This window comes from Candidatus Sodalis pierantonius str. SOPE (assembly GCF_000517405.1).
GTDB classification, from domain to species: Bacteria; Pseudomonadota; Gammaproteobacteria; order Enterobacterales; family Enterobacteriaceae; genus Sodalis_C; species Sodalis_C pierantonii.
On the sequence record NZ_CP006568.1, the window covers coordinates 1,408,434 to 1,434,576 of the forward strand.

General features: G+C 58.9%; 17 protein-coding genes and 4 pseudogenes. 16 read left to right on the top strand and 5 right to left on the bottom strand.

What is annotated here, in order from left to right; genetic code table 11:
• Positions 1–2 precede the first annotated feature (2 nt).
• Positions 3–1,304, top strand: coding sequence for a threonine synthase (gene thrC, locus SOPEG_RS07215; protein ID WP_025244839.1), 1,302 nt, complete (start codon positions 3–5; stop codon positions 1,302–1,304).
• 101 nt (positions 1,305–1,405) lie between these two features.
• Here thrC and yaaA read toward each other — a convergent pair whose 3' ends face one another.
• Complete coding sequence (gene yaaA, locus SOPEG_RS07220) at positions 1,406–2,185, bottom strand: peroxide stress protein YaaA (RefSeq protein WP_025244840.1); 780 nt, start codon at positions 2,183–2,185, stop codon at positions 1,406–1,408.
• A gap of 58 nt (positions 2,186–2,243) precedes the next feature.
• On the bottom strand, positions 2,244–3,617 hold the full coding sequence (locus tag SOPEG_RS07225; protein WP_025244841.1) for an alanine/glycine:cation symporter family protein: 1,374 nt from the start codon (positions 3,615–3,617) through the stop codon (positions 2,244–2,246).
• Between the two features lie 203 nt (positions 3,618–3,820).
• Between SOPEG_RS07225 and tal the strand changes: the two are divergent.
• The 6 genes and pseudogenes from tal (at position 3,821) to nhaA (ending at position 11,976) form a co-directional block, all read left to right on the top strand.
• Positions 3,821–4,774 (top strand): annotated as a pseudogene (gene tal / locus SOPEG_RS07230) (transaldolase).
• A 119-nt stretch (positions 4,775–4,893) separates the two neighbouring features.
• Positions 4,894–5,483: pseudogene (mog, locus tag SOPEG_RS07235) on the top strand (molybdopterin adenylyltransferase).
• Between the two features lie 200 nt (positions 5,484–5,683).
• Entirely contained in the window at positions 5,684–6,994 is a 1,311-nt protein-coding gene (locus SOPEG_RS07240) for an MFS transporter (RefSeq protein ID WP_025244842.1), read from the top strand.
• 469 nt (positions 6,995–7,463) lie between these two features.
• Positions 7,464–9,356 carry a molecular chaperone DnaK gene (gene dnaK, locus SOPEG_RS07245; protein ID WP_025244843.1) on the top strand — a complete coding sequence of 631 codons (1,893 nt, stop codon included), beginning with the start codon at positions 7,464–7,466 and terminating at the stop codon, positions 9,354–9,356.
• Positions 9,357–9,467: 111 nt separating this feature from the next.
• Positions 9,468–10,583, top strand: coding sequence for a molecular chaperone DnaJ (gene dnaJ, locus SOPEG_RS07250; RefSeq protein ID WP_025244844.1), 1,116 nt, complete (start codon positions 9,468–9,470; stop codon positions 10,581–10,583).
• Between the two features lie 169 nt (positions 10,584–10,752).
• Positions 10,753–11,976: a Na+/H+ antiporter NhaA gene (gene nhaA / locus SOPEG_RS07255; protein WP_025244845.1), complete on the top strand. Its 1,224-nt coding sequence runs from the start codon at positions 10,753–10,755 to the stop codon at positions 11,974–11,976.
• A 166-nt stretch (positions 11,977–12,142) separates the two neighbouring features.
• Here the strand turns inward: nhaA and rpsT are convergent, their stop codons facing one another.
• A complete protein-coding gene (rpsT, locus tag SOPEG_RS07260) occupies positions 12,143–12,406 on the bottom strand; it encodes a 30S ribosomal protein S20 (protein ID WP_025244846.1) in 264 nt (87 codons plus the stop codon).
• 416 nt (positions 12,407–12,822) lie between these two features.
• On the opposite strand from rpsT, the gene ribF reads away from it, so the two are divergent.
• From ribF to ispH, 5 genes and pseudogenes are all read left to right on the top strand, one after another.
• Positions 12,823–13,761 carry a bifunctional riboflavin kinase/FAD synthetase gene (gene ribF / locus SOPEG_RS07265; RefSeq protein ID WP_025244847.1) on the top strand — a complete coding sequence of 313 codons (939 nt, stop codon included), beginning with the start codon at positions 12,823–12,825 and terminating at the stop codon, positions 13,759–13,761.
• 31 nt (positions 13,762–13,792) lie between these two features.
• Positions 13,793–16,612, top strand: coding sequence for an isoleucine--tRNA ligase (gene ileS, locus SOPEG_RS07270; RefSeq protein WP_025244848.1), 2,820 nt, complete (start codon positions 13,793–13,795; stop codon positions 16,610–16,612).
• Positions 16,612–17,118: a signal peptidase II gene (gene lspA / locus SOPEG_RS07275; RefSeq protein ID WP_025244849.1), complete on the top strand. Its 507-nt coding sequence runs from the start codon at positions 16,612–16,614 to the stop codon at positions 17,116–17,118. The genes ileS and lspA overlap by 1 nt, the downstream gene beginning before the upstream one ends.
• Positions 17,119–17,122: 4 nt before the next feature.
• Positions 17,123–17,597, top strand: a pseudogene (gene fkpB, locus SOPEG_RS07280) (FKBP-type peptidyl-prolyl cis-trans isomerase).
• Positions 17,578–18,528, top strand: coding sequence for a 4-hydroxy-3-methylbut-2-enyl diphosphate reductase (gene ispH, locus SOPEG_RS07285; RefSeq protein ID WP_025244850.1), 951 nt, complete (start codon positions 17,578–17,580; stop codon positions 18,526–18,528). Before fkpB ends, ispH begins: the two are co-directional and overlap by 20 nt.
• Before the next feature lie 195 nt (positions 18,529–18,723).
• Here the strand turns inward: ispH and SOPEG_RS30195 are convergent.
• Both SOPEG_RS30195 and SOPEG_RS26075 read right to left on the bottom strand, forming a co-directional pair.
• Positions 18,724–19,077 (bottom strand): annotated as a pseudogene (locus tag SOPEG_RS30195) (SMP-30/gluconolactonase/LRE family protein); the annotation flags it as partial.
• On the bottom strand, positions 18,990–19,538 hold the full coding sequence (locus SOPEG_RS26075; RefSeq protein WP_071882148.1) for an SMP-30/gluconolactonase/LRE family protein: 549 nt from the start codon (positions 19,536–19,538) through the stop codon (positions 18,990–18,992). The gene SOPEG_RS26075 and the pseudogene SOPEG_RS30195, both read right to left, overlap by 88 nt.
• A gap of 165 nt (positions 19,539–19,703) precedes the next feature.
• Here SOPEG_RS26075 and dapB point away from each other — a divergent pair, with 165 nt between their 5' ends.
• From dapB to folA, 4 genes are all read left to right on the top strand, one after another.
• Positions 19,704–20,525, top strand: coding sequence for a 4-hydroxy-tetrahydrodipicolinate reductase (gene dapB / locus SOPEG_RS07295; RefSeq protein WP_025244851.1), 822 nt, complete (start codon positions 19,704–19,706; stop codon positions 20,523–20,525).
• Between the two features lie 468 nt (positions 20,526–20,993).
• Positions 20,994–22,142: a glutamine-hydrolyzing carbamoyl-phosphate synthase small subunit gene (gene carA, locus SOPEG_RS07305; RefSeq protein ID WP_025244853.1), complete on the top strand. Its 1,149-nt coding sequence runs from the start codon at positions 20,994–20,996 to the stop codon at positions 22,140–22,142.
• A 1-nt stretch (position 22,143) separates the two neighbouring features.
• On the top strand, positions 22,144–25,368 hold the full coding sequence (carB, locus tag SOPEG_RS07310; RefSeq protein WP_025244854.1) for a carbamoyl-phosphate synthase large subunit: 3,225 nt from the start codon (positions 22,144–22,146) through the stop codon (positions 25,366–25,368).
• A 201-nt stretch (positions 25,369–25,569) separates the two neighbouring features.
• Positions 25,570–26,055 carry a type 3 dihydrofolate reductase gene (gene folA, locus SOPEG_RS07315; RefSeq protein ID WP_025244855.1) on the top strand — a complete coding sequence of 162 codons (486 nt, stop codon included), beginning with the start codon at positions 25,570–25,572 and terminating at the stop codon, positions 26,053–26,055.
• Positions 26,056–26,143 lie beyond the last annotated feature (88 nt).

Sequence of the window (26,143 nt, forward strand, 5' to 3'; positions counted from 1 at the left end):
TAATGAAACTCTACAATATTAAGGAACACAACGAGCAGGTCAGCTTCGCCAAAGCGATCAAGCAGGGCCTTGGCCGTCAGCAGGGGCTGTTTTTTCCCATGGAACTGCCCGAATTCGCCCTGACCGAGATAGACGAGTTGCTGGAAATGGATTTCGTTAGCCGCAGCGCACGTATTTTATCGGTCTATATCGGGGATGAACTGCCGCCGGAACGCGTATTGGCGCGGGTGGCGGCGGCGTTTGAATTCCCGGCGCCGGTGGTGCCGGTCGCCGAGGATATCGCCGCGCTGGAACTGTTTCACGGCCCGACGCTGGCGTTCAAGGATTTCGGCGGCCGCTTTATGGCGCAGATGTTCACCGAAGTCGGCCAGGGCCAGCCGGTGACCATCCTTACCGCGACCTCCGGCGATACCGGTGCCGCAGTGGCCCACGCGTTCTACGGACTTAAGAATGTGCGGGTTGTGATCCTCTACCCCGAAGGCAAAATCAGCCCGTTGCAGAAAAAGCTCTTTTGCACGCTGGGCGGCAATATTCATACCGTGGCGGTAGAGGGGGATTTCGATGCCTGCCAGGCGCTGGTGAAGCAGGCGTTCGACGATGAAGAGCTGAAACAGACGCTGGGGCTGAACTCCGCCAACTCCATCAATATCAGCCGGCTGCTGGCGCAGATTTGTTACTATTTTGAAGCGGTGGCGCAACTGCCGCAGCAGGCGCGCAATCAATTGGTGATTTCGGTGCCGAGCGGCAATTTCGGCGATCTTACCGCCGGCCTGCTGGCCAAAACCTTGGGGCTACCGGTGAAGCGTTTCATCGCCGCCACTAACGCCAATGATACCGTACCGCGGTTTCTGAGCGGCGGGAAATGGCTACCCAATCCCACCGTGGCCACGCTGTCAAACGCGATGGATGTTAGTCAGCCCAATAACTGGCCGCGGGTGGAGGAGTTGTTCCGGCGCAAAAACTGGCAGCTGACGACGCTCGGCTACGGCTGCGTCGACGATAAGACCACCGCCGAAACGATGCGCGAGCTGGCGGGGCTGGGCTATATTTCCGAGCCGCATGCCGCTATCGCCTACCGTCTGCTGCGCGACGGCCTGCAGCCCGGGGAGTTCGGTTTGTTCCTCGGCACCGCCCATCCGGCCAAGTTCAAGGAATCGGTAGAATCCATCCTTGGGCAGAATCTGCCGCTGCCGCTGCCGCTGCCGCCGGCGCTGGCGGTACGCGCGACGTTACCGCTGCTGTCGGCGCGCATGCCGGCGTCGTTCAGCGACCTGCGTCATTTCATGCTGGAACTGCCGCGTTAGCGTCCCGTCAGCGGCTCGCCGCCGGCAGTTTGGCGCCGACGATCCGGGATCGTAGCGCCGTCGGCCAGCGCGAAGCGCCGGTGGTTGCTATTTCCGTAGCGCTAACCGGCCTGCTGCGGTCGTTTGAACACCCACTCATTCTCGCTCGACGCCGCGGCGTCAAACCGATAACCGCCGGCATTGAACGCTTGTAAGGACCGGGGCTGCGTCAGCGCTTCGGTAATCACGAAGCGGCACATCATGCCACGGGCTTTTTTGGCGTGAAAACTGATTACCTTGTACTGGCCGTTTTTCTCATCCAGGAACACCGGTTTGATAACCCGGCCGTTGATGCGGTCCGGTTGCACCGCGCGGAAATACTCGTCCGACGCCAGATTGATCAGGATCGGATCGCCCTGTTCCGCCAGCGCCTGGTTCAATTTATCGGTCAGCGCGGCGCCCCAATAGCGATACAGATCGGCACCGGCCGGGTTGGCCAGACGGATCCCCATCTCCAGCCGGTAGGGCTGCATCAAATCCAGCGGACGCAATATGCCGTACAGCCCTGACAGCATCCGCAGGTGCCGCTGGGCAAAATCGAATTGCGCCTCGCTAAAGGTTTCCGCCGCCAGACCGGTATAAACATCCCCTTTAAAGGCCAGTATCGCCTGGCGCGCATTGTCGGGGGTAAACGGCGTTTGCCAGGCCTGGAAGCGGGCGGCGTTCAGATCGGCCAGTTTATCGCTGATACCCATCAAGGTGCCGAGACACGACGGCGTCAGCTGCCGGCACACGTCGATAAGCGCCGTCGATTGGGGCAGTAATTCCGGCTGCGTGTAGCGACGGATCGCCAGCGGACTCTGATAATCCAGCGTTTTCGCCGGAGAAATAACCATTAGCATTGCAGGTTCCTGTTATAGCGAAAAAATACGGGCGCCGGTCATGCCGCGGCGGCGCGTACTAGCCATCGCGGGAGAGCGGGGCGGCTGCCCGGCTGTTTTTATCGCGCGGCGTCGCCGGCCGAACCCATAGACCCGGCGCCAGCTGCGGCGCGATAGCGGGAAAATTCGCCGCATAAAACGTTGGCAGCTTACCGATAGCGCGCTGGCTATTGTAATCATTCGCCAGCATCAATACGACCGGCGACAGTAACAAAAGGGCGATAAGGTTGGTTATCGTCATCAGGCCCATAGCCAGATCCGCCAGCCGCCATACCACCGAGACCTCCGCCACGCAGCCAAATAGCACCATGGTTAGCGTCAGCAGACGCAGCAGCCATTTCAGTTTCACCGGCTGCGGCACGAAAAAGCGCAGGCTGCTTTCCGCATAGGTGTAATTGCCAATAATGGCGGCGAAAGAGAACACAAACACCAGCGCCATCAGTAGCGGCATGCTCCAGTGCCCGGTCACCGTGGCCAGCGATTGATAAATCAGCGCGATGCCGTGGATATCGGCATGGGCGTGCTCGAGCGTGCCGGAAGTAAGAATAATCGCCGCCGTGGCGCTGCATATCACCAGCGTGTCGATAAATACCGCCAGCATATGGATATAGCCCTGTGAGGCGGGGTGCGGCGGCCAGGGCGCGGCGGCGGCGGCGATATTCGGCGCCGAGCCGGTGCCCGCTTCGTTAGAGAACAGACCGCGCTGTACGCCTTGGAAAATCGCTTGCGCCAAGCCATAACCCACTAGACCCGAGGCGGCCGCCGGCAGGCCCATGGCCGGTACTAACCACTGGGTCAAGCGGGCGATGGCGCGCAGGCCGCCGAAAATCGCCGCCGCGCACAAGATAAGCAGCGCCAGGGTAATCGGCCAGCGGTCCATACCGGATAACTGCTGTGCCGATAGCGTAATCGGGTTGGCCTGCACGGCGCTGAAAAAACCGCCATAGCCCGCCAGCAAAAAGAGGGTGAATAGCGTACCCATCCAGCGTAGGCCGAGCCCGTTGGCCATATACCAGGCCGGCCCGCCGCAGGTGTCGCGTATTTTGTACAACTGTGCCAGGGTGCTTTCCGCAAAGGCGGTCGCCATGCCAATCAGTGCCGCCAGCCACATCCAGAAGATGGCGCCCGTCCCGCCCAGGATCAATGCGATGGCGACCCCCATTAAATTACCGCAACCGATACGGGTGGCAAGAGAGGTGCATAAGGCTTGGAACGGCGAAATGCCGCCGTCGCCGCGCGTCCCTGAGTCTTTGAGGATCGTGAAGGTGTGGCAGAAATGGCGTATCTGGATGAAACCGGTGCGCAGCGTGAACCAAATGCCGGTACCCAACAACAGATAAATTAATAGTGAATCCCATAATAGGTTATTGATAAAATTCAATAGATCAGCCATCGTTCCTTTTCTCCCGCTCCAGCGTCCCGGCTGGGTGTTGTAGGGTCTGGGCGCTTATTTTACCCATTTTACGCATGATTTCATCGATAGGTGCGACAGGTAAAAGCCCGCGTCCGGCCGCTTTCCGCCGCCGCCGCCCGTGCTATCATTCTCGCGCCGCACTGCCCGCTCCGTGATACACGCGACAACATGAGACCATGATTATGGCAGACAAACTCAGTTCCCTGCGTAAAATGACCACCGTAGTGGCCGATACCGGCGATATTACCGCCATCAAGCGCTATCAGCCTCAGGATGCGACCACCAACCCGTCGCTTATTCTTAACGCCGCCCAAATCCCGGAATACCGCGGCTATATCGACGACGCCATCTCCTGGGCGCGCGGCCAGAGCAACGATCGGGCCGCACAGGTGAATTACGCCGCCGATAGGCTGGCGGTCAACATCGGTAGGGAAATACTGAAGTGGGTGCCCGGCCGCATCTCCATCGAAGTGGACGCGCGGCTCTCCTACGACACCGAGGCCAGCGTCGCCAAGGCCAAGAGCCTGGTGAAATTTTACGACGATGCCGGTATCGGCAACGAACGCATTTTGATCAAGCTGGCCTCGACCTGGCAGGGCATTCGCGCCGCCGAACAGCTGGAAAAGGCGGGGATCAATTGTAATTTGACGCTGCTGTTTTCATTTGCCTAGGCGCGTGCGTGCGCCGAAGCGGGCGTGTATCTCATTTCGCCGTTCGTCGGCCGAATTCTCGACTGGCATAAGGCCAGCGGTGAACGCCAGACCTTCACGCCTGATGAGGATCCTGGCGTGGTATCGGTTACCGCCATCTATCGCTATTATAAAGAACACGGTCATGACACCGTTGTGATGGGCGCCAGTTTTCGCAATAGCGGCGAAATCCTGGCGCTGGCCGGCTGCGACCAGCTGACCATCGAGCCTGCGTTGCTTAAAGAGCTGGCGGACAGCGAAGGGGAGTTTGAGCGTAAACTTTCTTATACAGGAACGGTTAAAGCGCGTCCGGGAAAGTTAACGGAAGCAGCATTTCTTTGACAGTATCATCAGGATCCGATGGCGGTGGATAAACTGGCGCAAGGCATCCGTAACTTTGCCGTCGACCAGGAAAATCTGGAAAAAATGCTGGACGAACTGCTCTAACGCAGGCCGCCGGCTTTCCCGCCGGCGAGGGCGAGAGAGAACGTTTACGGCCCTGCGCGGGCCGTTTTTCATGGCGCCGTCGGTTGGCGCCCGAGATCGTGGTTAAGGAGAGCATCATTATGCAAACATGTCGCATCGGCCTGGTATCCATTTCAGACCGCGCCGCACGCGGTGTCTATGTCGATCAGGGGCTGCCGGCGCTCCAAGCCTGGCTGAACCGCGCCCTGACCAGCCCGTTCACCCTTGAGACCCGGTTGGTGCCGGACGAGCAGCCCCTGATCGAGAAAACGCTACGCGAACTGGTGGATGAAAGCGGTTGCCATTTGGTGCTGACCACCGGCGGCGCACCGGGCCGGCGCGGCGCGATGTCACCCCTGACGCAACGCTTGCGGTGGCCGATCATGAAATGCCGGGCTTCGGTGAACAAATGCGGCAAATCAGTCTGCACTTTGTTCCCACGGCCATATTGTCGCGCCAGACCGCCGTGATTCGTAAGCAGTCGCTGATCCTCAATCTGCCGGGACAGCCGAAATCGATTCAGGAAACGCTGGAAAGCGTGAAGAACGACCGCGGCGACATTGAAGTCCAGGGCATTTTCGCCAGCGTGCCTTACTGCATTCAACTGCTGGACGGCCCTTATCTGGAAACTGAGCCGTCGGTGGTCACGGCGTTTCGACCCAAAAGCGCCCGTCGGGCCGCGGAAGAGTAAGCGGCGTGGTGAAAGGTCCGCCGCTCGCGCCGCCAACATGGCTTAATCATCCGTCGTCTGCATCGCGCATGGCTGCTATATCGCTGCCGCTCGCGTGGCGTACATGAGTTATTGCCTGAAGGGTAAACATTTTTATCGTATCAGTAAGTTTACAAGCCGTGGTATATTGTTGCCATTTACCTTGTCAAGCGCAGATGATTATGCATGACGAACATCACCGCCGGCTGGACCGGCAGGATTGTAAGACGCTCACGCTTGCGGCATTAGGTGGAGCGTTAGAGTTTTACGATTTTATTATTTTTGTGTTTTTCGCCGGGGTCATGGGGCAGTTGTTTTTCCCGGCTGACATGCCGGAGTGGCTGCGCCAAATGCAAACCTACGGCATTTTTGCCGCGGGTTATCTGGCGCGCCCGCTGGGGGGCATTGTCATGGCCCATTTTGGCGATAGGGTGGGGCGCAAGAAAATGTTTACCCTGTCTATCTTATTGATGGCGCTGCCGACGCTGGCGATCGGGCTATTGCTGACCTATGCGGCGCTCGGCATCGCGGCGCCGCTATTGCTGCTGTTGCTGCGGATCTTGCAGGGCGCGGCCATTGGCGGCGAGGTTCCCGGCGCCTGGGTCTTTGTTGCCGAGCATGTGCCCTCCCGGCGCATCGGCTTCGCCTGCGGCGCCCTAACCGCCGGGTTGACCGTCGGCATTCTGCTCGGCTCGTTTGTGGCCACTCTTATCAACCAATTACTCCCCGCCAGCGCTATCGCCGCCGGCGGTTGGCGCATCCCTTTTTTTATCGGCGGCGTCTTTGGTTTGTGCGCTATGTATTTGCGCCGCTGGCTGCGGGAAACGCCAATCTTTATCGAGCTACAGGCGCGCAAAGCGCTGGCCCGCGAGCTACCGCTCAAATCGGTAGTGATGAGTCATAAAAAAGCGGTGGCGATATCCATGTTGCTGACCTGGCTGCTTTCCGCCGGCATTGTGGTGGTTATCCTGATGGCGCCGCTGTGGCTACAGCAGCAGCGCGGCATTAGCGCGCCCGTCGCGCTGGAGGCCAATTGCGTGGCGATTATCGCCCTGGCGTTCGGCTGCATCGTCGCCGGTGTGGTGATTGACCGTTTCGGGGCGCGTAAAACCTTCATTGCCGGTTTCGCCCTGTTGGCTATCGCCAGCTGGATCTTTTACCACAGCGACGTCACCCAACCGGCGCAGCTGTTTCTGACCTATGGTAGCGCCGGCTTCTTTGTCGGCATCATGGGCGGCGTGCCCTTTGTGATGGTCCACGCCTTTCCGGCGCCGATGCGGTTTAGCGGCATTTCCTTTTCCTATAATATTACTTACGCCATTTTCGGCGACTTGACGCCGATGGTGGTGACCTTGCTGATGAGCGTCACACCAATGGCGCCGTCCTGGTACGTGCTGGCGCTGGCGTTGATGGGGATTGCGTTGGGGTTCGCGCTGCCGGGGAACGCGAAGCGTATGCTGCCCAGCAGCGATGGGGCCAAGGCGGCGCTGTAGGCGGGTCGAATTGCCAGTTGACCGCGCAAGGCTTAAGCCAGCGGGTGGCAACCGCTTACCGGCGGCGGCGGGCAAAAATCCTCGGTCGTCGGGGGATATGGCAAGCTTAAAGAGCCGTGTCAACCAGGCGAGGTAACGCCGGCGCTATGCACGCGGTATGTGCGCGCCCCGAACGGGCGTCACGCCGCCGCTGCAATGGAAAATAGCCTAATTAATTTACTCTAAATTATTCAATAAATTAGGGAGGATCGCGCGCGTCATAGGGCAAAACGTCCGGCGCGCGAGGCGCTATCGCGGGATTTTTTTTGCCGTTACCCCTTGATGCAGGGTGGTGTGACCCCATCTTATTTGCATCCAACGTTGTTGAACCTGGGAAATAATCGGGCGGCGAAAACTTGAAAAGTTTATTTTCGGCCGCATATCAGGTTTACGACCACAACGAAATTGAACTTTTAGTGGAGATGTTTAGATGGGAAAAATCATTGGTATCGACTTGGGTACGACCAACTCCTGCATCGCAATTATCGAAGGCAGCAAACCTCGCGTACTTGAAAACAGCGAAGGCGATCGTACGACTCCTTCCATCATTGCCTATACGCAGGATGGTGAAATTCTGGTTGGCCAACCGGCTAAACGTCAATCCGTCACTAACCCGCAAAATACATTGTTCGCCATCAAGCGTCTGATCGGCCGTCGTTTCAAGGATGAAGAAGTGCAGCGCGATGTTAGCATCATGCCGTACAAAATCATCGCGGCTGACAATGGCGACGCCTGGCTGGAAGTCAAAGGCCAGAAAATGGCGCCGCCGCAGATTTCCGCTGAAATCCTGAAGAAGATGAAAAAGACCGCGGAAGATTATCTGGGCGAACCGGTCACCGAAGCGGTTATTACCGTGCCGGCTTATTTTAACGATACGCAGCGCCAGGCGACCAAAGACGCCGGCCGTATCGCCGGTCTGGATGTTAAGCGTATCATCAACGAACCGACCGCAGCCGCACTGGCCTATGGCCTCGACAAAGAAACCGGCAACCGCACCATCGCGGTGTATGACCTGGGCGGCGGGACGTTCGATATTTCGATTATCGAAATCGACGATGTCGACGGCGAAAAAACCTTTGAAGTCCTGGCGACCAACGGCGACACCCATTTGGGTGGTGAAGACTTTGACAGCCGCTTGATCAACTATCTGGTGGATGAATTCAAGAAAGATCAGGGTATCGATCTGCGCAACGATCCGCTGGCGATGCAGCGCCTGAAAGAAGCCGCCGAAAAAGCCAAGATCGAACTGTCTTCCGCGCAGCAGACCGACGTCAACCTGCCGTACATCACGGCCGATGGTTCCGGTCCGAAGCACATGAACCTGAAAATGACCCGCGCCAAGCTGGAGTCGCTGGTGGAAGAGCTGGTCAATCGCACGCTTGAGCCGCTGAAAGTGGCGCTGAAGGATGCGGGCCTGTCGGTTTCGGACATCAAAGACGTTATCCTGGTGGGTGGGCAGACCCGTATGCCGCTGGTGCAGAAGAAAGTGACCGACTTCTTCGGCAAAGAGCCGCGTAAAGACGTTAACCCGGATGAAGCGGTCGCCATCGGCGCTGCGGTTCAAGGCGGTGTACTGGCCGGCGACGTGAAAGACGTGCTGCTGCTGGACGTGACCCCGCTGTCGCTGGGTATCGAAACCATGGGTGGCGTGATGACGCCGCTGATTGCCAAGAACACCACCATCCCGACCAAGCACAGCCAGGTGTTCTCCACCGCGGAAGACAATCAGTCCGCCGTGACCATCCATGTTCTACAGGGCGAACGTAAGCGCACCGGCGATAACAAATCCCTGGGCCAGTTCAACCTGGACGGCATTGCGGCGGCCATGCGCGGCACGCCGCAGATTGAAGTGACGTTCGATATCGACGCCGACGGGATCCTGCATGTCTCCGCCAAGGACAAGAACAGCGGCCGCGAACAGAAGATCACCATCAAAGCTTCCTCGGGTCTGAACGAAGAGGAAATCCAGAAAATGGTGCAGGAAGCGGAAGCCAATGCCGAATCCGACCGCAAGTTTGAAGAGCTGGTGCAGACCCGTAACCAGGCAGATCATCTGCTGCACAGCACCCGCAAGCAGCTGGAAGACGCGGGCGACAAACTGCCGGCGGACGACAAGAGCGCTATCGAGGAAGCGCTGAAAAATCTCGACACCGCGCTGAAAGGCGAGGATAAAGCCGACATCGAAGCGAAAATGCAGGCGCTTATTCAGGTCTCCGGCAAACTGCTCGAAGTGGCTCAGCAGCAGGCTCAGGCGGCGGGCGAAGGCGGCACGGACGACGATGTGGTCGACGCCGAGTTTGAAGAAGTTAAAGACAAAAAATAATCGCCCTGAATGGGCACGGCGGCGGCGCACACCGCCGCTGCTGGCAACAGGCACGGGCGTCGAGGCAACTCTGCGCCCGTGCAAGCATGTTGAGGGCAGGAAGAGACGACGATGGCGAAATCAGACTACTACGAGATTTTAGGCGTTTCCCGGGATGCGGAAGAGCGTGAAATCAAAAAGGCCTATAAACGCCTGGCGATGAAATTCCACCCGGATCGCAACCCAGGGAATGCCGAAGCTGAAGCGAAATTTAAAGAGATCAAAGAAGCCTATGAAGTGCTGACCGACGCGCAAAAGCGCGCCGCCTACGACCAATATGGCCATGCGGCCTTTGAACAGGGCGGCATGGGCGCCGGCGGCGCGGATTTCAGCGATATTTTCGGCGATGTTTTTGGCGACATCTTTGGCGGCGGCCGGCGCCAGCGCGCCAGCCGGGGCGCGGATTTACGCTATAACATGGAGCTTTCCCTTGAGGAAGCGGTGCGCGGCGTTACCCGCGAAATTCGTATCCCTACGCTTGAAGAGTGCGATGTCTGCCACGGCAGCGGCGCGAAGCCGGGCACTTCGGCGGTGACTTGTCCGACCTGTCACGGCCAGGGCCAGGTGCAGATGCGCCAGGGTTTTTTCGCCGTGCAGCAGACGTGTCCCACCTGTCAGGGGCAGGGCAAGATCATTAAAGATCCTTGCACCAAGTGCCACGGCCATGGCCGGGTAGAGAAATCCAAGACGCTGTCGGTGAAGATCCCGGCCGGCGTGGATACCGGCGATCGCATCTGCTTAACGGGCGAAGGCGAAGCCGGCGAGCATGGGGCGGGCGCGGGGGATCTGTACGTACAGGTCCAGGTGCGTAAACATCCCATTTTTGAACGTGAAGAAAACAACCTTTACTGTGAAGTGCCGATCAACTTCGCCATGGCGGCGCTGGGCGGCGAGATCGAAGTCCCGACGCTCGACGGCCGGGTCAAGCTGAAAGTGCCGGCGGAAACGCAGACCGGTAAATTATTCCGTATGCGCGGCAAAGGCGTGAAATCCGTGCGTGGCGGGTCGCAAGGCGATTTGCTGTGCCGGGTCGTGGTGGAAACGCCCGTAAAACTCAACGAGCGTCAGAAACAGCTACTGCGCGAGCTGGAAGAGAGCTTTGGTGGACCGAGCGGCGATCAGAACAGTCCGCGCTCGAAAAGCTTTCTCGACGGTGTGAAAAAGTTTTTTGACGATTTGACCCGCTGATAGGCTCCGCCTCTGGCGCGGCGCAAATCTCCCCGGCCCTGCGCCGGGTTTTTTTGCCGCGCCGGCGGCGCCCTAAGCGAATTTTCGTCGGCACGGGGGGCAGTTTTCATTTACCCCCGCTGTCGCCTGCCGCACAATAATCCCTTCTCCGCCAAAATTGAGGATCGTTATGTTCGCTGCGTCTTTACGCCGCATGTTTGCTCACCCGGCCGCCGGCGGCGTATTGCTTTTCGTCGCCGCGCTTGCCGCTATTGTGATGGCCAATACCGACGCCAGCGCGCTCTATGACGCCATTATTCATTTTCCCGCACGGCCCGGGGGCGACACCTCTGCGCATCTGACCGTGCAGCTGATCGTTAACGATGGCATGATGGCGGTGTTTTTCTTGGCCGTGGGTCTGGAAGTCAAATACGAACTGTTGCAGGGGGAGCTCAATAGCCGCGCGCGGGCGGCGTTTCCCGCCCTTGCCGCGCTGGGGGGAATGGCGGCGCCGGCGTTGATTTATAGCCTGGTCACCGCCAGCGCGCCGGCATTGCGCGCCGGCTGGGCGATTCCGGCCGCCACCGATATCGCCTTCGCCGTCGGCGTGCTGGCCCTGTTGGGAACTCGGGTGCCGGCCAGCCTGAAAGTGTTTTTGCTGGCGCTGGCGATTATTGATGATCTTGGCGCGATAGTGATTATCGCGCTGTTCTACAATAGCGCGCTTAATCCGCTGGCGCTGGCCGCGGCAGGGGGCGTCATCGGGGTAATGGCGCTGATGAATCGCGCCAACGTCCGGTCTCTCGCGCTTTACCTGCTGCTGGGGGCGGCACTGTGGGGCTGTATCCTGCTTTCGGGTATTCACGCCACGCTCGCCGGCGTGATAGTGGGGGGGCTTATCCCGCTCACGCTGCCGGCAACCGGCAAATCGCCAGCGCGCGCCCTGGAGCACCGGCTGCAGCCGTGGGTGGTGTATCTGATTTTGCCGCTATTTGCTTTCGCCAACGCCGGTATCTCGCTGCGGGGCGTAGCGCCGGGGCATTTGGTCTCACTGCTGCCGTTGGGGATTGCCGCCGGGCTGGTGGTCGGCAAACCGCTGGGGATAGTGCTGTTTACCGCCGAGGCGGTGAAGCTTAGACTGGCTCGGCTGCCCGCCGGCATTGCATTTCGCCACATTGCCGCGGCGGGGGTACTGTGCGGTATCGGGTTTACGATGTCGATTTTTATCGCCAATCTGGCGTTCGGGCAGGGGGATCCGACCACCATCGTGCTGGCGAAGGTCGGTATTTTATCCGGCTCGGTGACCGCGGCGCTTTTGGGCTACCTGCTGCTGCGCGCGGTCTTGCCGCGGCCGCAGGGGAGCGGGGCGTCTGTCGCCCAGACGTTGCCAGAGGAAGGCAATACCCGCGCCTAATCACAAGCCGGTAGCCGTAGAAGAGCCATTGCCAAGGCCCGCTTGCGCGCCAGGAAAAGCGATCGAGGCCGTTTCGTTTGCGCCCGACAAGCGTTTAACGGCGATTTGCGGGCATAAAAAAACCGGCCAGGGCCGGTTTTCTCAACAAAGCACAACGTTACCGCAATTACTGCATGGCGTTGATTTGCGCGGTCAGGTTCGATTTATGACGTGCAGCTTTGTTTTTGTGGATCAACCCGTTGCTGGCCTGACGGTCAACAATCGGTTGCATGGCAGAAAACGCATTCTGCGCAGCTTCTTTATCGCCGGCGGCGATAGCAGAGTAAACCTTTTTCACAAAGGTGCGCATCATGGAGCGACGGCTTGCATTATGCTGACGACGCTTCTCAGACTGTACGGCACGTTTCTTAGCTGATTTGATATTAGCCAAGGTCCAACTCCCAAACTTGTTCTATGAGACAATTCAAAGGCCGAGGGATGTGCCCGTTCGGTCTTCTTTTGTCAATGGATTTGTGCAAATAAGCGCCGCTTAAACAACACAACGCGCGACGCCTGTTACAATGTGATGGCGCAATATTCTATCAGTTTCCGCCGACACAATACAGTGCTTCATGCGAAAAAAGCGTTTACCGGCGTGCTGAGCCGGCAGTTCGCCCGCGGGCAAGGGCGGACGTGCCGCCCACCGGCGTTTCGTGGCAGCATAACCTGCGTGAAAACAGGGCGGGGGCGAAATAAGCGCGGCTTTCTCTGCGCGCAATGTCAAAGATTGGAATCGCGGGTTAACCTTAGCGGTGGTACAAGGTATAATCCGCCGATTTCCACTGTTTTAGGTGTCTTGAGCCTGCTATGGAGCTTATTCGCGGCATACATAATTTACAGCCACGTCACCATGGGTGCGTGCTGACCATCGGCAATTTCGACGGCTTTCACCGCGGACACCAGGCGCTCATAGCAGAATTGCAGGCTGAGGGCCGCCGTCGCGGTCTACCGGTGATGGTGATGATATTTGAGCCTCAGCCGCAGGAACATTTCGCCGGCGATGCCGCGCCGGCGCGCTTGACCCGGCTGCGCGACAAGGTGAAATACCTGGCGGCCGCCGGCGTGGACGCGGTGGTATGCGTCACTTTCTACAAGCAGTTTGCGGCGCTCAGCGCCGGCGCTTTCGTGACGGATCTGCTGGTGCAAAAACTGGGCGTGCGTTTCATCGGCGTCGGCGACGATTTTCGCTTTGGCGCTCGGCGTCAGGGGGATTACGCCCTGCTCCAGCAGGCGGGGAAAGCGGCCGGATTCGAGGTGATGAGCACCGTCACCTACACCGAAGGCGGTCGGCGCATAAGCAGCACCGCCGTGCGCGAAGCGCTGGCGCAGGATCGTCTGATGGAGGCGGAAATGCTGCTCGGGCATCCCTATAGCCTCTCCGGCCGAGTGGTGCATGGCGACGCACTGGGGCGGACGATCGGCTACCCGACTGCCAACGTGTCGTTGAAAGGGCGGCAGGCGCCCATCAACGGCGTGTATGCGGTGGAAGTCTACGGCATCGCCGACCGGCCGCTGCCCGGCGTGGCGAATATTGGCACCCGGCCCACGGTGGCCGGTTTGCGCCAGCGGCTGGAAGTGCATTTGCTGGATGTGGACATGAACCTGTACGGTTGCCATATCGAGGTGGTGATTCGCGCGAAAGTGCGCAATGAACAACGGTTTGCTTCGCTTGACGACTTAAAGCGGCAAATCGCGAATGATGTGATGAGCGCCCGCGACTATTTCGGGCTGGCGACGCCTCAATAATGCTCAAACCGAAAACGGAACCGAGAATCGAATGACTGATTACAAAAATACCCTGAATTTGCCGGACACAGGGTTTCCCATGCGCGGCGATTTAGCCAAGCGTGAACCTGGCATGCTGCAACGCTGGTATGAACAGGATCTGTACGGGATTATTCGTCACGCCAGGAAGGGCAAGAAAACTTTCATTCTGCACGACGGCCCGCCGTATGCGAACGGCAGCATTCATATCGGTCACTCGGTCAATAAAATTCTTAAAGATATTATTATTAAATACAAAGGGTTGATGGGCTATGACTCGCCTTATGCCCCGGGCTGGGATTGCCATGGCCTGCCGATTGAGCTGAAGGTGGAACAACTGATCGGCAAGCCGGGCGAGAAGGTCAGCGCCGCGGAATTCCGCGCCGCCTGCCGCCGTTATGCCGCCGAACAGGTGGAGGGGCAGAAAAAGGATTTCATTCGTCTGGGCGTGCTTGGCGACTGGGAACACCCGTACCTGACGATGGATTTCACTACCGAGGCGAATATTATTCGCGCCCTCGGTAAGATTATCGCCAACGGCCATCTGCATAAAGGCGCCAAGCCGGTGCACTGGTGCATCGACTGCCGCTCCGCGCTGGCGGAGGCGGAAGTGGAGTATTACGACCGGACTTCGCCGTCCATTGATGTGGCTTTCGCGGCCGCAGACGCCGCCGCGGTCGCCGCCAAGTTGTTCGGCATCGCTGATTTTACTGGTCAAGTGTCACTGGTGATCTGGACCACCACGCCGTGGACCCTGCCGGCCAACCGCGCCATCGCCGTCCATCCCGACTTCGACTATCAATGGGTCGAGATTGACGGGCAAGCCTATATCCTGGCCGCCGATTTGGTGGACAGCGTCATGGCGCGCGCCGGCATCACGGGTTGGACGGTGCTCGGCAGCGCCAAAGGTAGCGCGCTGGAGCTGCTGCGGTTCCGTCATCCGTTCATGGGCTTCGATGTGCCGGTCATTTTGGGCCAGTACGTGACGCTGGACGCGGGCACCGGCGCGGTGCATACCGCCCCCGGCCATGGCCCCGACGACTATGTCATCGGCCAGCAATACGGTCTGGAAGTCGCCAATCCGGTCGGTCCCGATGGCTGCTATCTACCGGGTACGCTGCCGGCGCTGGACGGTTTGCAGGTGTTTAAAGCCAATGATGTGGTCATCGATCTGCTACGCGACAGCGGCGCCCTGCTGCACGTGGAAAAGCTACAGCACAGCTATCCGCACTGCTGGCGCCATAAAACGCCGATTATCTTTCGCGCCACGCCGCAGTGGTTCGTCAGCATGGATCAGCTCGGCCTGCGTAAGCAGTCGCTGGCAGAGATCAAGGACGTGCAGTGGATCCCCGGCTGGGGCCAGGCGCGCATTGAGACCATGGTCGCCAACCGTCCCGACTGGTGCATTTCGCGTCAGCGCACTTGGGGCGTACCGATGGCGCTGTTCGTGCATAACGAGACCGAAGCGCTGCATCCGCGCACTATTGAACTGATGGAAGCGGTGGCGCAGCGGGTTGAGCAGGACGGCATTCAGGCCTGGTGGGATTTGGATCCGGCCGAGATTTTGGGTGACAATGCCGCGCATTATCACAAAGTGCCGGATACCCTCGACGTTTGGTTCGACTCCGGCTCCACCCACTCCTCCGTGGTGGCGGTGCGGCCGGAATTTGAAGGCCATGCGCCCGACATGTATCTGGAAGGGTCTGACCAGCATCGCGGCTGGTTCATGTCGTCGCTGATGATCTCTACCGCCATGCACGGCAAGGCACCGTATCGTCAGGTGCTGACCCACGGCTTTACCGTTGATGGGCAAGGCCGGAAAATGTCCAAATCGGTGGGCAACGTAGTCAGCCCGCAGCAGGTCATGGACAAGTTGGGGGCGGATATTCTGCGTCTCTGGGTCGCCTCCACCGATTACACCGGCGAGATGGCGGTGTCCGATGAAATCCTCAAGCGTTCCGCCGACGCCTATCGCCGCATCCGCAACACCGCTCGTTTCCTGCTGGCCAACCTGAACGGTTTTGATCCGGCGCGCCACAGCGTCAGCCCGAAGCAGATGGTGGTGCTGGATCGCTGGGCGGTGGGCCGGGCGCAGGCGGCGCAGGCGGAGATCGTCGCCGCTTACGACAGCTATGATTTCCATAATGTCGTACAGCGTATGATGCAGTTCTGTTCCGTCGAGATGGGCTCTTTTTATCTGGATATCATCAAGGACCGTCAGTACACCACCAAAGCGGACAGTATCGCCCGCCGCAGCTGCCAGACCGCGCTGTATCATATCATTGAAGCCCTGGGGCGCTGGATGGCGCCCATCATGTCGTTTACCGCCGATGAGATCTGGGGCTTTATGCCGGGGGAACGGGCGCAGTATGTCTTTACCGAAGAGTGGTACGATGGCCTGTTCGGACTGGACGCCGCCCAGCCGTTGAACGATGCTTATTGGCAGACGCTGTTGCAGGTGCGCAGCGAAACTAACAAGGTTATCGAGCAGGCGCGGGCGGACAAGCGCATCGGCGGCTCACTGGAGGCTCGGGTCACGCTGTACGCGGAGCCGGATCTTGCCGCTTCACTGCGTGAATTGGGCGATGAACTCTACTTCGCGCTACTGACCTCAAGCGCGGTCGTGGCGGATTATGGCGACGCCGGCGATGACGCGGTGCAGTGCGAAGGGCTGAAGGGGCTGAAGATTGCCTTGGCAAAAGCCGAGGGGGAAAAATGCCCGCGCTGCTGGCATTATGAGACGGATATCGGTCAGCATGCCGATCATCCGGAAATTTGTGGTCGCTGTGTCACCAATGTGGCCGGCCCGGGCGAAGAGCGTAAGTTTGTCTGATGAATAAAACGATTATGTCCACGGGACTGCGCTGGCTTTGGCTGGCGCTGGTGGTTCTGGCGCTGGATCTCGGCAGCAAGCAGTGGGTCATGGCGCATTTCTGGCTTGGCGAGTCGGTGCCGGTTATCCCGTTTATTAATTTTACCTATGCCCACAATCCGGGCGCCGCCTTCAGTTTCCTGGCGGACGAGGGAGGATGGCAACGCTGGGCGTTCTCCGCCATAGCGGTGATCATCGCGGTGGTGCTGCTGGTCATGATGTATCGTTCAGACAAGCGGGCCAGGCTGTCTAACGCCGCCTATGCGATGATTATCGGCGGCGCGCTGGGCAATCTGTTCGACCGGATGGTGCATGGCGTGGTGATCGACTTTATTGATTTCTATGTCGGCGATTGGCACTGGCCCACGTTCAACGTGGCGGATGCAGGCATTTGCATTGGCGCCGTACTGATTGTGCTGGAGGGCTTTTGCCGTCCCGCCGGCAAAACCGCCAGGCAGAAAGGGTGAAGTGATGACTAATCACGCCGTACAACCGGACAGCGCGGTATTGCTGCATTTTGATCTTAAACTGGCGGACGGGCAGTTGGCCGATTCGACCCGGCGCGAGAAACAAACCGGCGCTTTTTCGGCTCGGGGACGGCAGCCTGTCCGCCGAGTTGGAGCAGGCGCTGCTCGGCCTGCGGACGGGAGACCGGAAAAGCTTCTCCCTGGCGCCGGAGTCGGCGTTCGGTCCGTCCAATCCCGATCTCATTCAGTTTTATTCGCGCCGCAATTTTATTGAGACCGGCGTGCCGGACGTGGGTACCATTATGCTGTTTACCGGTATCAACGGCAGCGAAATGCCGGGGCTGATAAGCGACGTGGCGGACGACTCTATCACCGTCGATTTTAATCATCCGCTCGCCGGTAAAGTGGTCTGGTTCGATATTGAAGTACTGGCAATTGACCCGCAACTGGAGGCGACCGTTGCGCATACTGCTGGCTAATCCGCGCGGATTTTGCGCCGGCGTTGACCGGGCAATCAGTATCGTTGAGCGCGCGCTGGAAATCTATAGCGCGCCCATCTATGTGCGCCATGAAGTCGTGCACAACCGCTATGTGGTCGATACGCTGCGCCAGCGGGGAGCGATTTTCATCGAGCAAATCGCTGAAGTGCCTGATGGCTCCATCCTGATTTTCTCCGCCCACGGCGTCTCCCAGGCGGTGCGGGCAGAGGCGCGCCGCCGCGATTTGACCGTGTTTGACGCTACCTGCCCGCTGGTGACCAAAGTGCATATGGAGGTCGCCCGCGCCAGCCGTAAGGGGACCGAGGCCATTCTGATTGGCCATACCGGTCATCCCGAAGTGGAAGGCACCATGGGGCAATACAACAACCCCGACGGAGGGATGTATCTGGTCGAATCGCCGGAGGATGTCTGGCGGCTTAACGTCAAAAACGTTGATAATCTGTGCTTTATGACCCAGACCACGCTATCGGTGGATGATACCTCTGACGTGATTGACGCGCTTCGCGCGCGGTTCCCCGCGATTATCGGGCCGCGCAAAGACGATATTTGCTACGCGACCACCAACCGCCAGGAAGCGGTGCGCAATCTGGCCGCCGATGCCGATGTGGTGCTGGTGGTCGGCTCGAAAAACTCCTCCAACTCCAACCGGCTGGCGGAACTCGCCCAGCGGGTTGGCAAGCCGGCCTATCTGATTGACAGCGCCGGCGACATCCAGGAAAGCTGGCTGCAGGGCACGCAGGCAATCGGCGTTACCGCCGGCGCCTCGGCGCCCGATATCCTGGTGCAGCGGGTAATCGAACGTCTGCGCTCGCTGGGCGCCGAAGACGCTGAAGAGCTCATAGGCCGCGAGGAAAATATCGTCTTTGAAGTGCCGAAAGAGCTGCGGGTCGACGTGAAGATGGTGGAGTAATGCCATCATCGCCGTCTTGCCTAACGCTTTCGTAACGGCGTACCCTCCCAAGCCGCGGGTCAATCGAACCGGAAACGGTAGGTTGGTGCACTGCAGCAGTGCGCCGTCCAGCTCGCCGGGGGCCGCCAGCTGCTTACGTGCCGAAGTGATAAACAGCGTCGTGCCTCCGGGGCCGCCAAAGGCGCAGCAGCTGGGCTGCGTGACCGGCAGCGGCACATGCTCGGCGAGCGTAAGCGTACCGTGGCGGATACGGTAGCGGCTAAGACACCCGTGGCCGAAGCGGGCGTTAATCAAATCCCTCTCATGACTGAGCGCCGACCCGTCGGGCGTCATATCGTCGGCGGCGTGGCTACGCATCTCCTGCGGCAGAATTCCCAGGCCGCTGGCTGAGAAAAACAACTGCTCGGCGCTGTCGGCAAACCAGACGCGATCTTCATGCCAGGCGAGCGTGTTGGGAATGGTCATGGCGCCGGCCATTTTGACCGGCCGGGAATCGCCCGGGGCAAACCGATACCAGCCGCCGAGGGGCGCCGATTCGTTAACGTCCATGGTGCTGAATCACAGGGAACCATCAGGGGCGATGGCGGCCTCGTTGAGGGGGTGCCGGCCGCGTCACGCTGGTAGGGGCAGAGCAACGCCGGCTGCGCCTGACAATCCTCCCAGTGATAAAGCAGGATGCCCTGGTCGCTCAACAGCATAAACTGTTCGCGACGCTCGGTCAGCAGCGCGGCGCTGAACAGCGGCGCGAGCCTGCGCTGTTCGATGGCATCCCGCTCCGGCCAATAGCGCAGCAATCGGCGTTGTAAAATATCGACCCACAATAGGGACCGACTCTGGCTGCACCAGACCGGGGATTCCCCCAGCTCGGCGCGATAATCGCCCACCGGACGCACCTGACCGCTAAAAAGCGTCTCCGTCCTGACCTCATCTTTGGCTTGCCAATAAGCGCTAAGTGTAGCGGCTTTACGCGATGGGGAAAGCGTAAAAACGCATTGGCTATGAATAAACATTCAATTTGCGCTGCGCGGCGCAAAAAAATGTCGTCGGTCAGCGGCCTAGCTCATCCTTTGCGCGCCCGAGCGCAAATTTATCATCACCACGGATTTCTGCTGGCGGCGGCGCTCCGGCACGGTTAACCTGAGAATAACCGACAAGATAAAAAAGTGAGAGGATCCATGAGCAACATAACAATCCGCATCGCGGTCGCCGGCTCGGGTGGCCGGATGGGGCGCCAGCTAATCCAGGCGGTGGCGCAGTCGGAACAGGCGGCGCTGGGCGCGGCGTTAAGCCGCGACGGTTCGGGATTGTGCGGGATGGACGCCGGTGAGCTGGCAGGTATCGGCGCCCTCGACGTCACGATAAGCGACGATCTCGTGGCGGTAAAAGAGGATTTTGATATCCTCATTGATTTTACCCGACCCGACGCTAGCCTGGCGTACCTGGATTTTTGCCGTGGGCATCGCAAAGGCATTGTCATCGGCACCACGGGGTTTAGCGATGCGCAGAAAGAGGCCATTCACGCGGCGGCGCAGGAGACGGGCATTGTTTTCGCCGCCAACTTCAGCGTCGGGGTCAATCTGATGCTTAAGTTGCTGGAAAAAGCGGCGCAGGTGATGGGGGAGGAGGCCGATATTGAAATTATCGAGGCGCATCACCGCCATAAAGTGGATGCCCCGTCAGGCACGGCGCTAGCCATGGGGGAAGCGATTGCCGGCGCCCTCGGGCGCGATCTTGCCGATTGCGCGGTGTACAGCCGTGAAGGCCATACCGGCGAGCGCAAAGCGAAAAGCATCGGCTTTGCCACGGTGCGGGCCGGCGATATCGTGGGTGAGCATACCGCCATGTTTGCCGAGGTCGGCGAGCGCCTGGAGATCACCCATAAAGCGTCAAGCAGAATGACTTTCGCCAGCGGAGCGGTGCGTGCCGCCGTTTGGCTTTCGGGCCAAAAAAAGGGCCTTTTTGATATGGTAAATGTGCTTGGTCTTGACAAATTATAGGGTTTTTTCTAAATTGTTTTCTTCATATGTTCGTATTAACGGCTTGTTTATATTGAATAATTAGGGGTGGGTCGCTTAAGTGGTCTGATTTTTGCCAATTTAGGTTGATTCCCTCGTTAAACTCCCCTTTTTTAACATTAAGCGTGGGATTATACGGCGCCATCAGCGGTTTCCTCCGCCAAAAGGCGCCGAAGAGCACCACTTGCCGCTCTGGCGCCATCAAAATAGCGAGCAACCGTTTTCCTGGGCTGTCTTATCCTCTTTTTTACGCTATTCATGCCATCATTACGCTAAAGTGGACGAAAACAGTTAAAAAATATCCCTTTAGGGTAGACAAACTATAGGGTCATCTTTAAAATGCGCCCAATTTGCCAAAATTCTACCTTACAGGTGATTTTTGCATTGATTCATGCCGTTTGAATGAATTAATATGCAAATATAATGACTGAATATTCCTTGGAGGGTGTTTTGATAAAGTCAGCGCTGTTGGTTCTGGAAGACGGAACCCAATTCCATGGTCGGGCCATTGGGACAGAGGGCACGGCGGTGGGGGAAGTGGTTTTCAATACGTCAATCACTGGTTATCAAGAAATCCTCACTGATCCTTCCTATTCTCGCCAAATCGTTACTCTCACTTATCCCCATATCGGCAATGCCGGCACCAATGAAGCAGACAACGAATCCCCCCGCGTGCAGGCGCTGGTGATCCGCGACCTGCCCCTCATCGCCAGCAACTTTCGCGATACGCTGTCGCTCTCGGATTATCTGAAGCAGCAGAATATTGTCGGCATCGCCGATATCGATACCCGTAAGCTGACGCGTCTGCTGCGGAAAAAAGGGGCGCAAAACGGCTGCATCATCGCCGGCGATAATCCGGATGCGCAGCTGGCGCTGCGCAAAGCCCGCGAATTCCCCGGCCTGAATGGCATGGACCTGGCGAAAGAGGTGAGTACCACTGAGCAGTACAGCTGGACCCAGGGCAGTTGGACTCTGGACGGAGGATTACCCGCGCCGGCGACTGACCTGCCTTATCATGTGGTGGCTTATGACTATGGGATCAAGCGCAATATCATGCGCATGCTGGTGGATCGGGGCTGCCGCTTGACGGTGGTGCCGGCGCAGACGCCGGCTGAAACGGTGCTGGCCATGAACCCCGATGGCATTTTCCTGGCCAACGGCCCGGGGGATCCGGCGCCCTGCGATTACGCGATCGCCGCCATCCAAACCTTCCTCACCACCGATATTCCGCTGTTCGGCATTTGCCTGGGCCATCAATTGCTGGCGCTGGCCAGCGGCGCCAAGACGGTGAAGATGAAATTCGGTCACCACGGCGGCAACCACCCGGTAAAAGATTTGGCGGCCGATCGGGTGATGATCACCGCCCAGAACCACGGCTTCGCGGTGGATGAAAAAACGCTGCCCGCCACGCTCAGGGTAACCCATACCTCACTGTTTGACGGCACGCTTCAGGGCCTGCACCGCACCGACAAACCGGCGTTCAGTTTCCAGGGGCATCCCGAGGCCAGCCCTGGCCCGCACGACGCCGCGCCGCTGTTCGACCATTTTATCGAGCTCATCAACGCTTATCGCTCACAGCCTAACGTATCAGGAGCCTGAGATGCCAAAACGTACCGATATAAAAAGTATCCTGATCCTGGGCGCCGGTCCTATCGTTATCGGCCAGGCGTGTGAGTTCGATTATTCCGGCGCGCAAGCGTGCAAAGCCCTGCGCGAAGAGGGCTATCGCGTGGTACTGGTGAACTCCAACCCCGCCACCATTATGACCGACCCCGACATGGCCGATGCAACCTATATCGAGCCTATTCACTGGGAAGTGGTGCACAAAATTATCGAAAAAGAGCGGCCGGATGCGCTGTTGCCAACCATGGGCGGCCAAACGGCGCTCAACTGCGCCCTGGAGCTCGAGCGTGAAGGGGTGCTGAAAGCGTTCGGCGTGGAGATGATCGGCGCCACCGCTGACGCGATCGACAAGGCGGAAGACCGCCAGCGTTTCGATAAGGCAATGAAAAAAATCGGCCTGGAAACCGCGTGCTCCGGCATTGCACATACCATGGACGAGGCGCTGGCGGTGGCGGCGGATGTCGGCTTCCCCTGCATTATCCGCCCCTCGTTCACCATGGGCGGCACCGGCGGCGGCATTGCCTATAATCGCGAAGAGTTTGAAGAAATTTGCGAGCGCGGTCTGAATTTGTCCCCCACCACCGAACTGCTGATCGATGAGTCTCTCATCGGCTGGAAAGAGTATGAGATGGAGGTGGTGCGCGATAAAAAAGATAACTGCATCATCGTCTGTTCTATCGAGAACGTCGATTCGATGGGTATCCACACCGGTGACTCGATAACCGTCGCGCCGGCGCAGACCCTGACCGATAAAGAGTACCAAATCATGCGTAACACCTCAATGGCGGTATTGCGCGAAATCGGTGTGGAAACCGGCGGCTCTAACGTCCAGTTCTCGGTCAATCCGAAAACCGGCCGGTTTATCATTATCGAGATGAACCCGCGCGTTTCCCGCTCCTCCGCGCTGGCGTCCAAGGCGACCGGCTTCCCCATCGCCAAAGTCGCCGCTAAGCTGGCGGTGGGATATACCCTCGATGAGCTGATGAACGACATTACCGGCGGCCGCACGCCGGCCTCCTTCGAGCCCTCCATCGACTATGTGGTGACCAAGATTCCGCGCTTTAACTTCGAGAAATTCGCGGGTACCAACGACCGTTTGACCACGCAGATGAAATCGGTGGGTGAAGTCATGGCCATCGGCCGCACCCAGCAAGAGTCGCTGCAAAAAGCGCTGCGCGGGCTGGAAGTGGGAGCCAGCGGCTTCGATCCCAAGGTCAATCTCGACGATCATGAAGCGTTGACCACCCTGCGGCGCGAGCTGAAGGATGCCGGCGGCGAGCGTATCTGGTATGTGGCCGACGCCTTCCGCGCCGGCATGTCGGTGGACGGCGTGTTCAACCTGACCAATATCGATCGCTGGTTCCTGGTGCAAATCGAGGAGCTGGTCAAGCTGGAGAACGACGTGGCGGAGCGAGGCGTCACCGCCCTTAGCGCCGATTGCCTGCGCCAGTTGAAACGCAAGGGCTTTGCCGATGCGCGGCTGGCCGCTCTGGTGGGCGTGGCGGAGGCAGAAATTCGCAAATTACGCGAAAGCTACAATCTGCACCCGGTCTATAAGCGGGTGGATACCTGCGCCGCCGAGTTCGCCACCGATACCGCCTATATGTACTCGACCTATGATGAGGAGTGTGAATCCCAGCCTCATCAGGATCGCGAGAAAATCATGGTGCTGGGCGGCGGCCCGAACCGGATAGGCCAGGGCATCGAGTTTGACTACTGCTGCGTACACGCCTCGCTGGCGCTGCGGGAAGACGGTTACGAGACCATCATGGTCAACTGTAACCCCGAAACGGTCTCCACAGATTACGACACCTCGGATCGTCTTTATTTCGAGCCGGTGACGCTGGAAGACGTGCTGGAAATCGTGCGTATCGAAAAGCCCAAGGGCGTCATCGTACAGTACGGCGGCCAGACGCCGCTGAAACTGGCCCGCGCGCTGGAAGCCGCCGGCGTGCCGGTGATTGGCACCAGCCCCGATTCCATCGACCGGGTAGAAGATCGGGAGCGTTTTCAGCAGGCGGTCGAGCGTTTGGGGCTGAAACAGCCGGCCAACGCCACCGTCACCACCATTGACCTGGCGGTGGAAAAAGCTGCCACTATCGGTTATCCGCTGGTGGTGCGCCCCTCTTATGTCCTGGGCGGCAGGGCGATGGAAATCGTTTACGATGACACGGACCTGCTGCGCTACTTCCACAGCGCGGTTAGCGTGTCCAATGATGCGCCGGTGCTGCTTGACCGTTTCCTGGATGATGCGGTGGAAGTGGATGTCGATGCGGTTTGCGATGGCGAAAACGTGCTGATTGGCGGCATCATGGAGCACATTGAGCAGGCCGGGGTGCACTCCGGCGACTCGGCCTGTTCGCTGCCGGCGTATACGCTGAGCCGTGAAATTCAGGATGTCATGCGCCAGCAGGTGGAGAAACTGGCGTTTGAGCTGCAGGTCAGGGGGCTGATGAACGTCCAGTTCGCGGTGAAGGATAATGAGGTGTACCTCATCGAGGTCAACCCCCGCGCCGCGCGCACGGTGCCGTTTGTTTCCAAGGCCATCGGCGTAGCCTTAGCGAAGGTGGCCGCCCGGGTGATGGTCGGCAAATCCTTGGTGGAGCAGGGAGTGACGCGCGAAGTCATTCCCCCCTACTACTCGGTGAAAGAGGTGGTGCTGCCGTTTAACAAATTCCCCGGCGTTGACCTGATTCTGGGGCCGGAGATGCGCTCCACCGGCGAGGTCATGGGCGTAGGGCGGACCTTCGCCGAAGCGTTCGCCAAGGCGATGCTCGGCAGCCAGTCGCGCATGAAGAAAAGCGGCCGTGCGCTGCTGTCGGTACGTGAAGGCGACAAAGACCGGGTGGTAGACTTGGCGGCCAAGCTGCTGAAACACGGCTTTGAGCTGGACGCTACCCACGGCACGGCGGTGATCCTGGGCGAGGCAGGTATCAATCCGCGTCTGGTGAATAAAGTCCATGAGGGACGGCCGCATATTCAGGACCGGATCAAAAACGGCGAATACAGCTATATCGTGAATACCACCGCCGGCCGCCAGGCGATTGAGGATTCCAAACTCATCCGGCGCAGCGCCTTGCAGTATAAAGTCCATTACGACACGACGCTGAACGGCGGGTTCGCTACCGCGATGTCCCTCAACGCCGACGCCACCGCCCAGGTAATTTCGGTGCAGGAAATGCACGCGCAAATCACCGGCTGAATCCGCGTGTAACGGTGTTAAAAAGGGTGCGAAAGCATCCTTTTTTTATGGCTGTTTCGCTCCGGTTTAACCGATTTCCTTCTGTCGGCGCGGCGCTTTTAAGTGCTTTCTGAAATTTGTCACGCCTTACAAAGCCAGCTATCGACGCCCCGGATCTCTTTCCGTATAGTGTCAGCAATTTTGTTGCCTGTAAGGGTTTTTATGATTATTAGCCTGATTGCCGCCCTGGCGGTAGATCGTGTGATTGGGATGGAAAATGCCATGCCCTGGCATCTTTCCGCCGATCTGGCCTGGTTTAAACGTAACACACTCGACAAACCGGTTATCATGGGGCGCCGGACGTTTGAGTCCATCGGTAAGCCGCTGCCGGGGAGACACAATATCGTGCTGAGCAGCCACCCCGGCGTTAATGACGACGTGACCTGGGTGTCAACGCCTGCGCAAGCGCTGGCCGCGGCGGGTGCAGTGGCAGAAGTGATGGTCATCGGCGGGGGGAAAGTTTATGAGACCTTTTTGCCACAGGCCGGGCGGCTCTATCTGACCCATATCGATGCGGAAGTGGATGGCGATACCTGGTTTCCCGATTATGAGCCGGATGAATGGCAATCCACCTTCAGTGCATTCCATGACGCCGACGAGAAAAATACCCACAGTTACTGCTTTGAAGTTTTGGAGCGCCGCGGCTGACGCGCGGCTTGTCCTCGAACGCCGCGCGTGACGTGCGACCCGGCCTGTAGCGCCGCGAATGATGCGTGATTTGTGGCGTCGTCCGCGC

Excerpts from the sequence above, each read along its gene's own strand:
- SOPEG_RS26075 (WP_071882148.1), bottom strand. The coding sequence starts at position 19,538 with ATGTTTATTCATAGCCAATGCGTTTTTACGCTTTCCCCATCGCGTAAA.
- nhaA (WP_025244845.1), top strand. The coding sequence starts at position 10,753 with ATGTTCGCTGCGTCTTTACGCCGCATGTTTGCTCACCCGGCCGCCGGC.
- SOPEG_RS07240 (WP_025244842.1), top strand. The coding sequence starts at position 5,684 with ATGCATGACGAACATCACCGCCGGCTGGACCGGCAGGATTGTAAGACG.
- thrC (WP_025244839.1), top strand. The coding sequence starts at position 3 with ATGAAACTCTACAATATTAAGGAACACAACGAGCAGGTCAGCTTCGCC.
- carB (WP_025244854.1), top strand. The coding sequence starts at position 22,144 with ATGCCAAAACGTACCGATATAAAAAGTATCCTGATCCTGGGCGCCGGT.
- dapB (WP_025244851.1), top strand. The coding sequence starts at position 19,704 with ATGAGCAACATAACAATCCGCATCGCGGTCGCCGGCTCGGGTGGCCGG.
- ribF (WP_025244847.1), top strand. The coding sequence starts at position 12,823 with ATGGAGCTTATTCGCGGCATACATAATTTACAGCCACGTCACCATGGG.
- lspA (WP_025244849.1), top strand. The coding sequence starts at position 16,612 with ATGAATAAAACGATTATGTCCACGGGACTGCGCTGGCTTTGGCTGGCG.
- yaaA (WP_025244840.1), bottom strand. The coding sequence starts at position 2,185 with ATGCTAATGGTTATTTCTCCGGCGAAAACGCTGGATTATCAGAGTCCG.
- folA (WP_025244855.1), top strand. The coding sequence starts at position 25,570 with ATGATTATTAGCCTGATTGCCGCCCTGGCGGTAGATCGTGTGATTGGG.
- ileS (WP_025244848.1), top strand. The coding sequence starts at position 13,793 with ATGACTGATTACAAAAATACCCTGAATTTGCCGGACACAGGGTTTCCC.
- dnaJ (WP_025244844.1), top strand. The coding sequence starts at position 9,468 with ATGGCGAAATCAGACTACTACGAGATTTTAGGCGTTTCCCGGGATGCG.
- dnaK (WP_025244843.1), top strand. The coding sequence starts at position 7,464 with ATGGGAAAAATCATTGGTATCGACTTGGGTACGACCAACTCCTGCATC.
- SOPEG_RS07225 (WP_025244841.1), bottom strand. The coding sequence starts at position 3,617 with ATGGCTGATCTATTGAATTTTATCAATAACCTATTATGGGATTCACTA.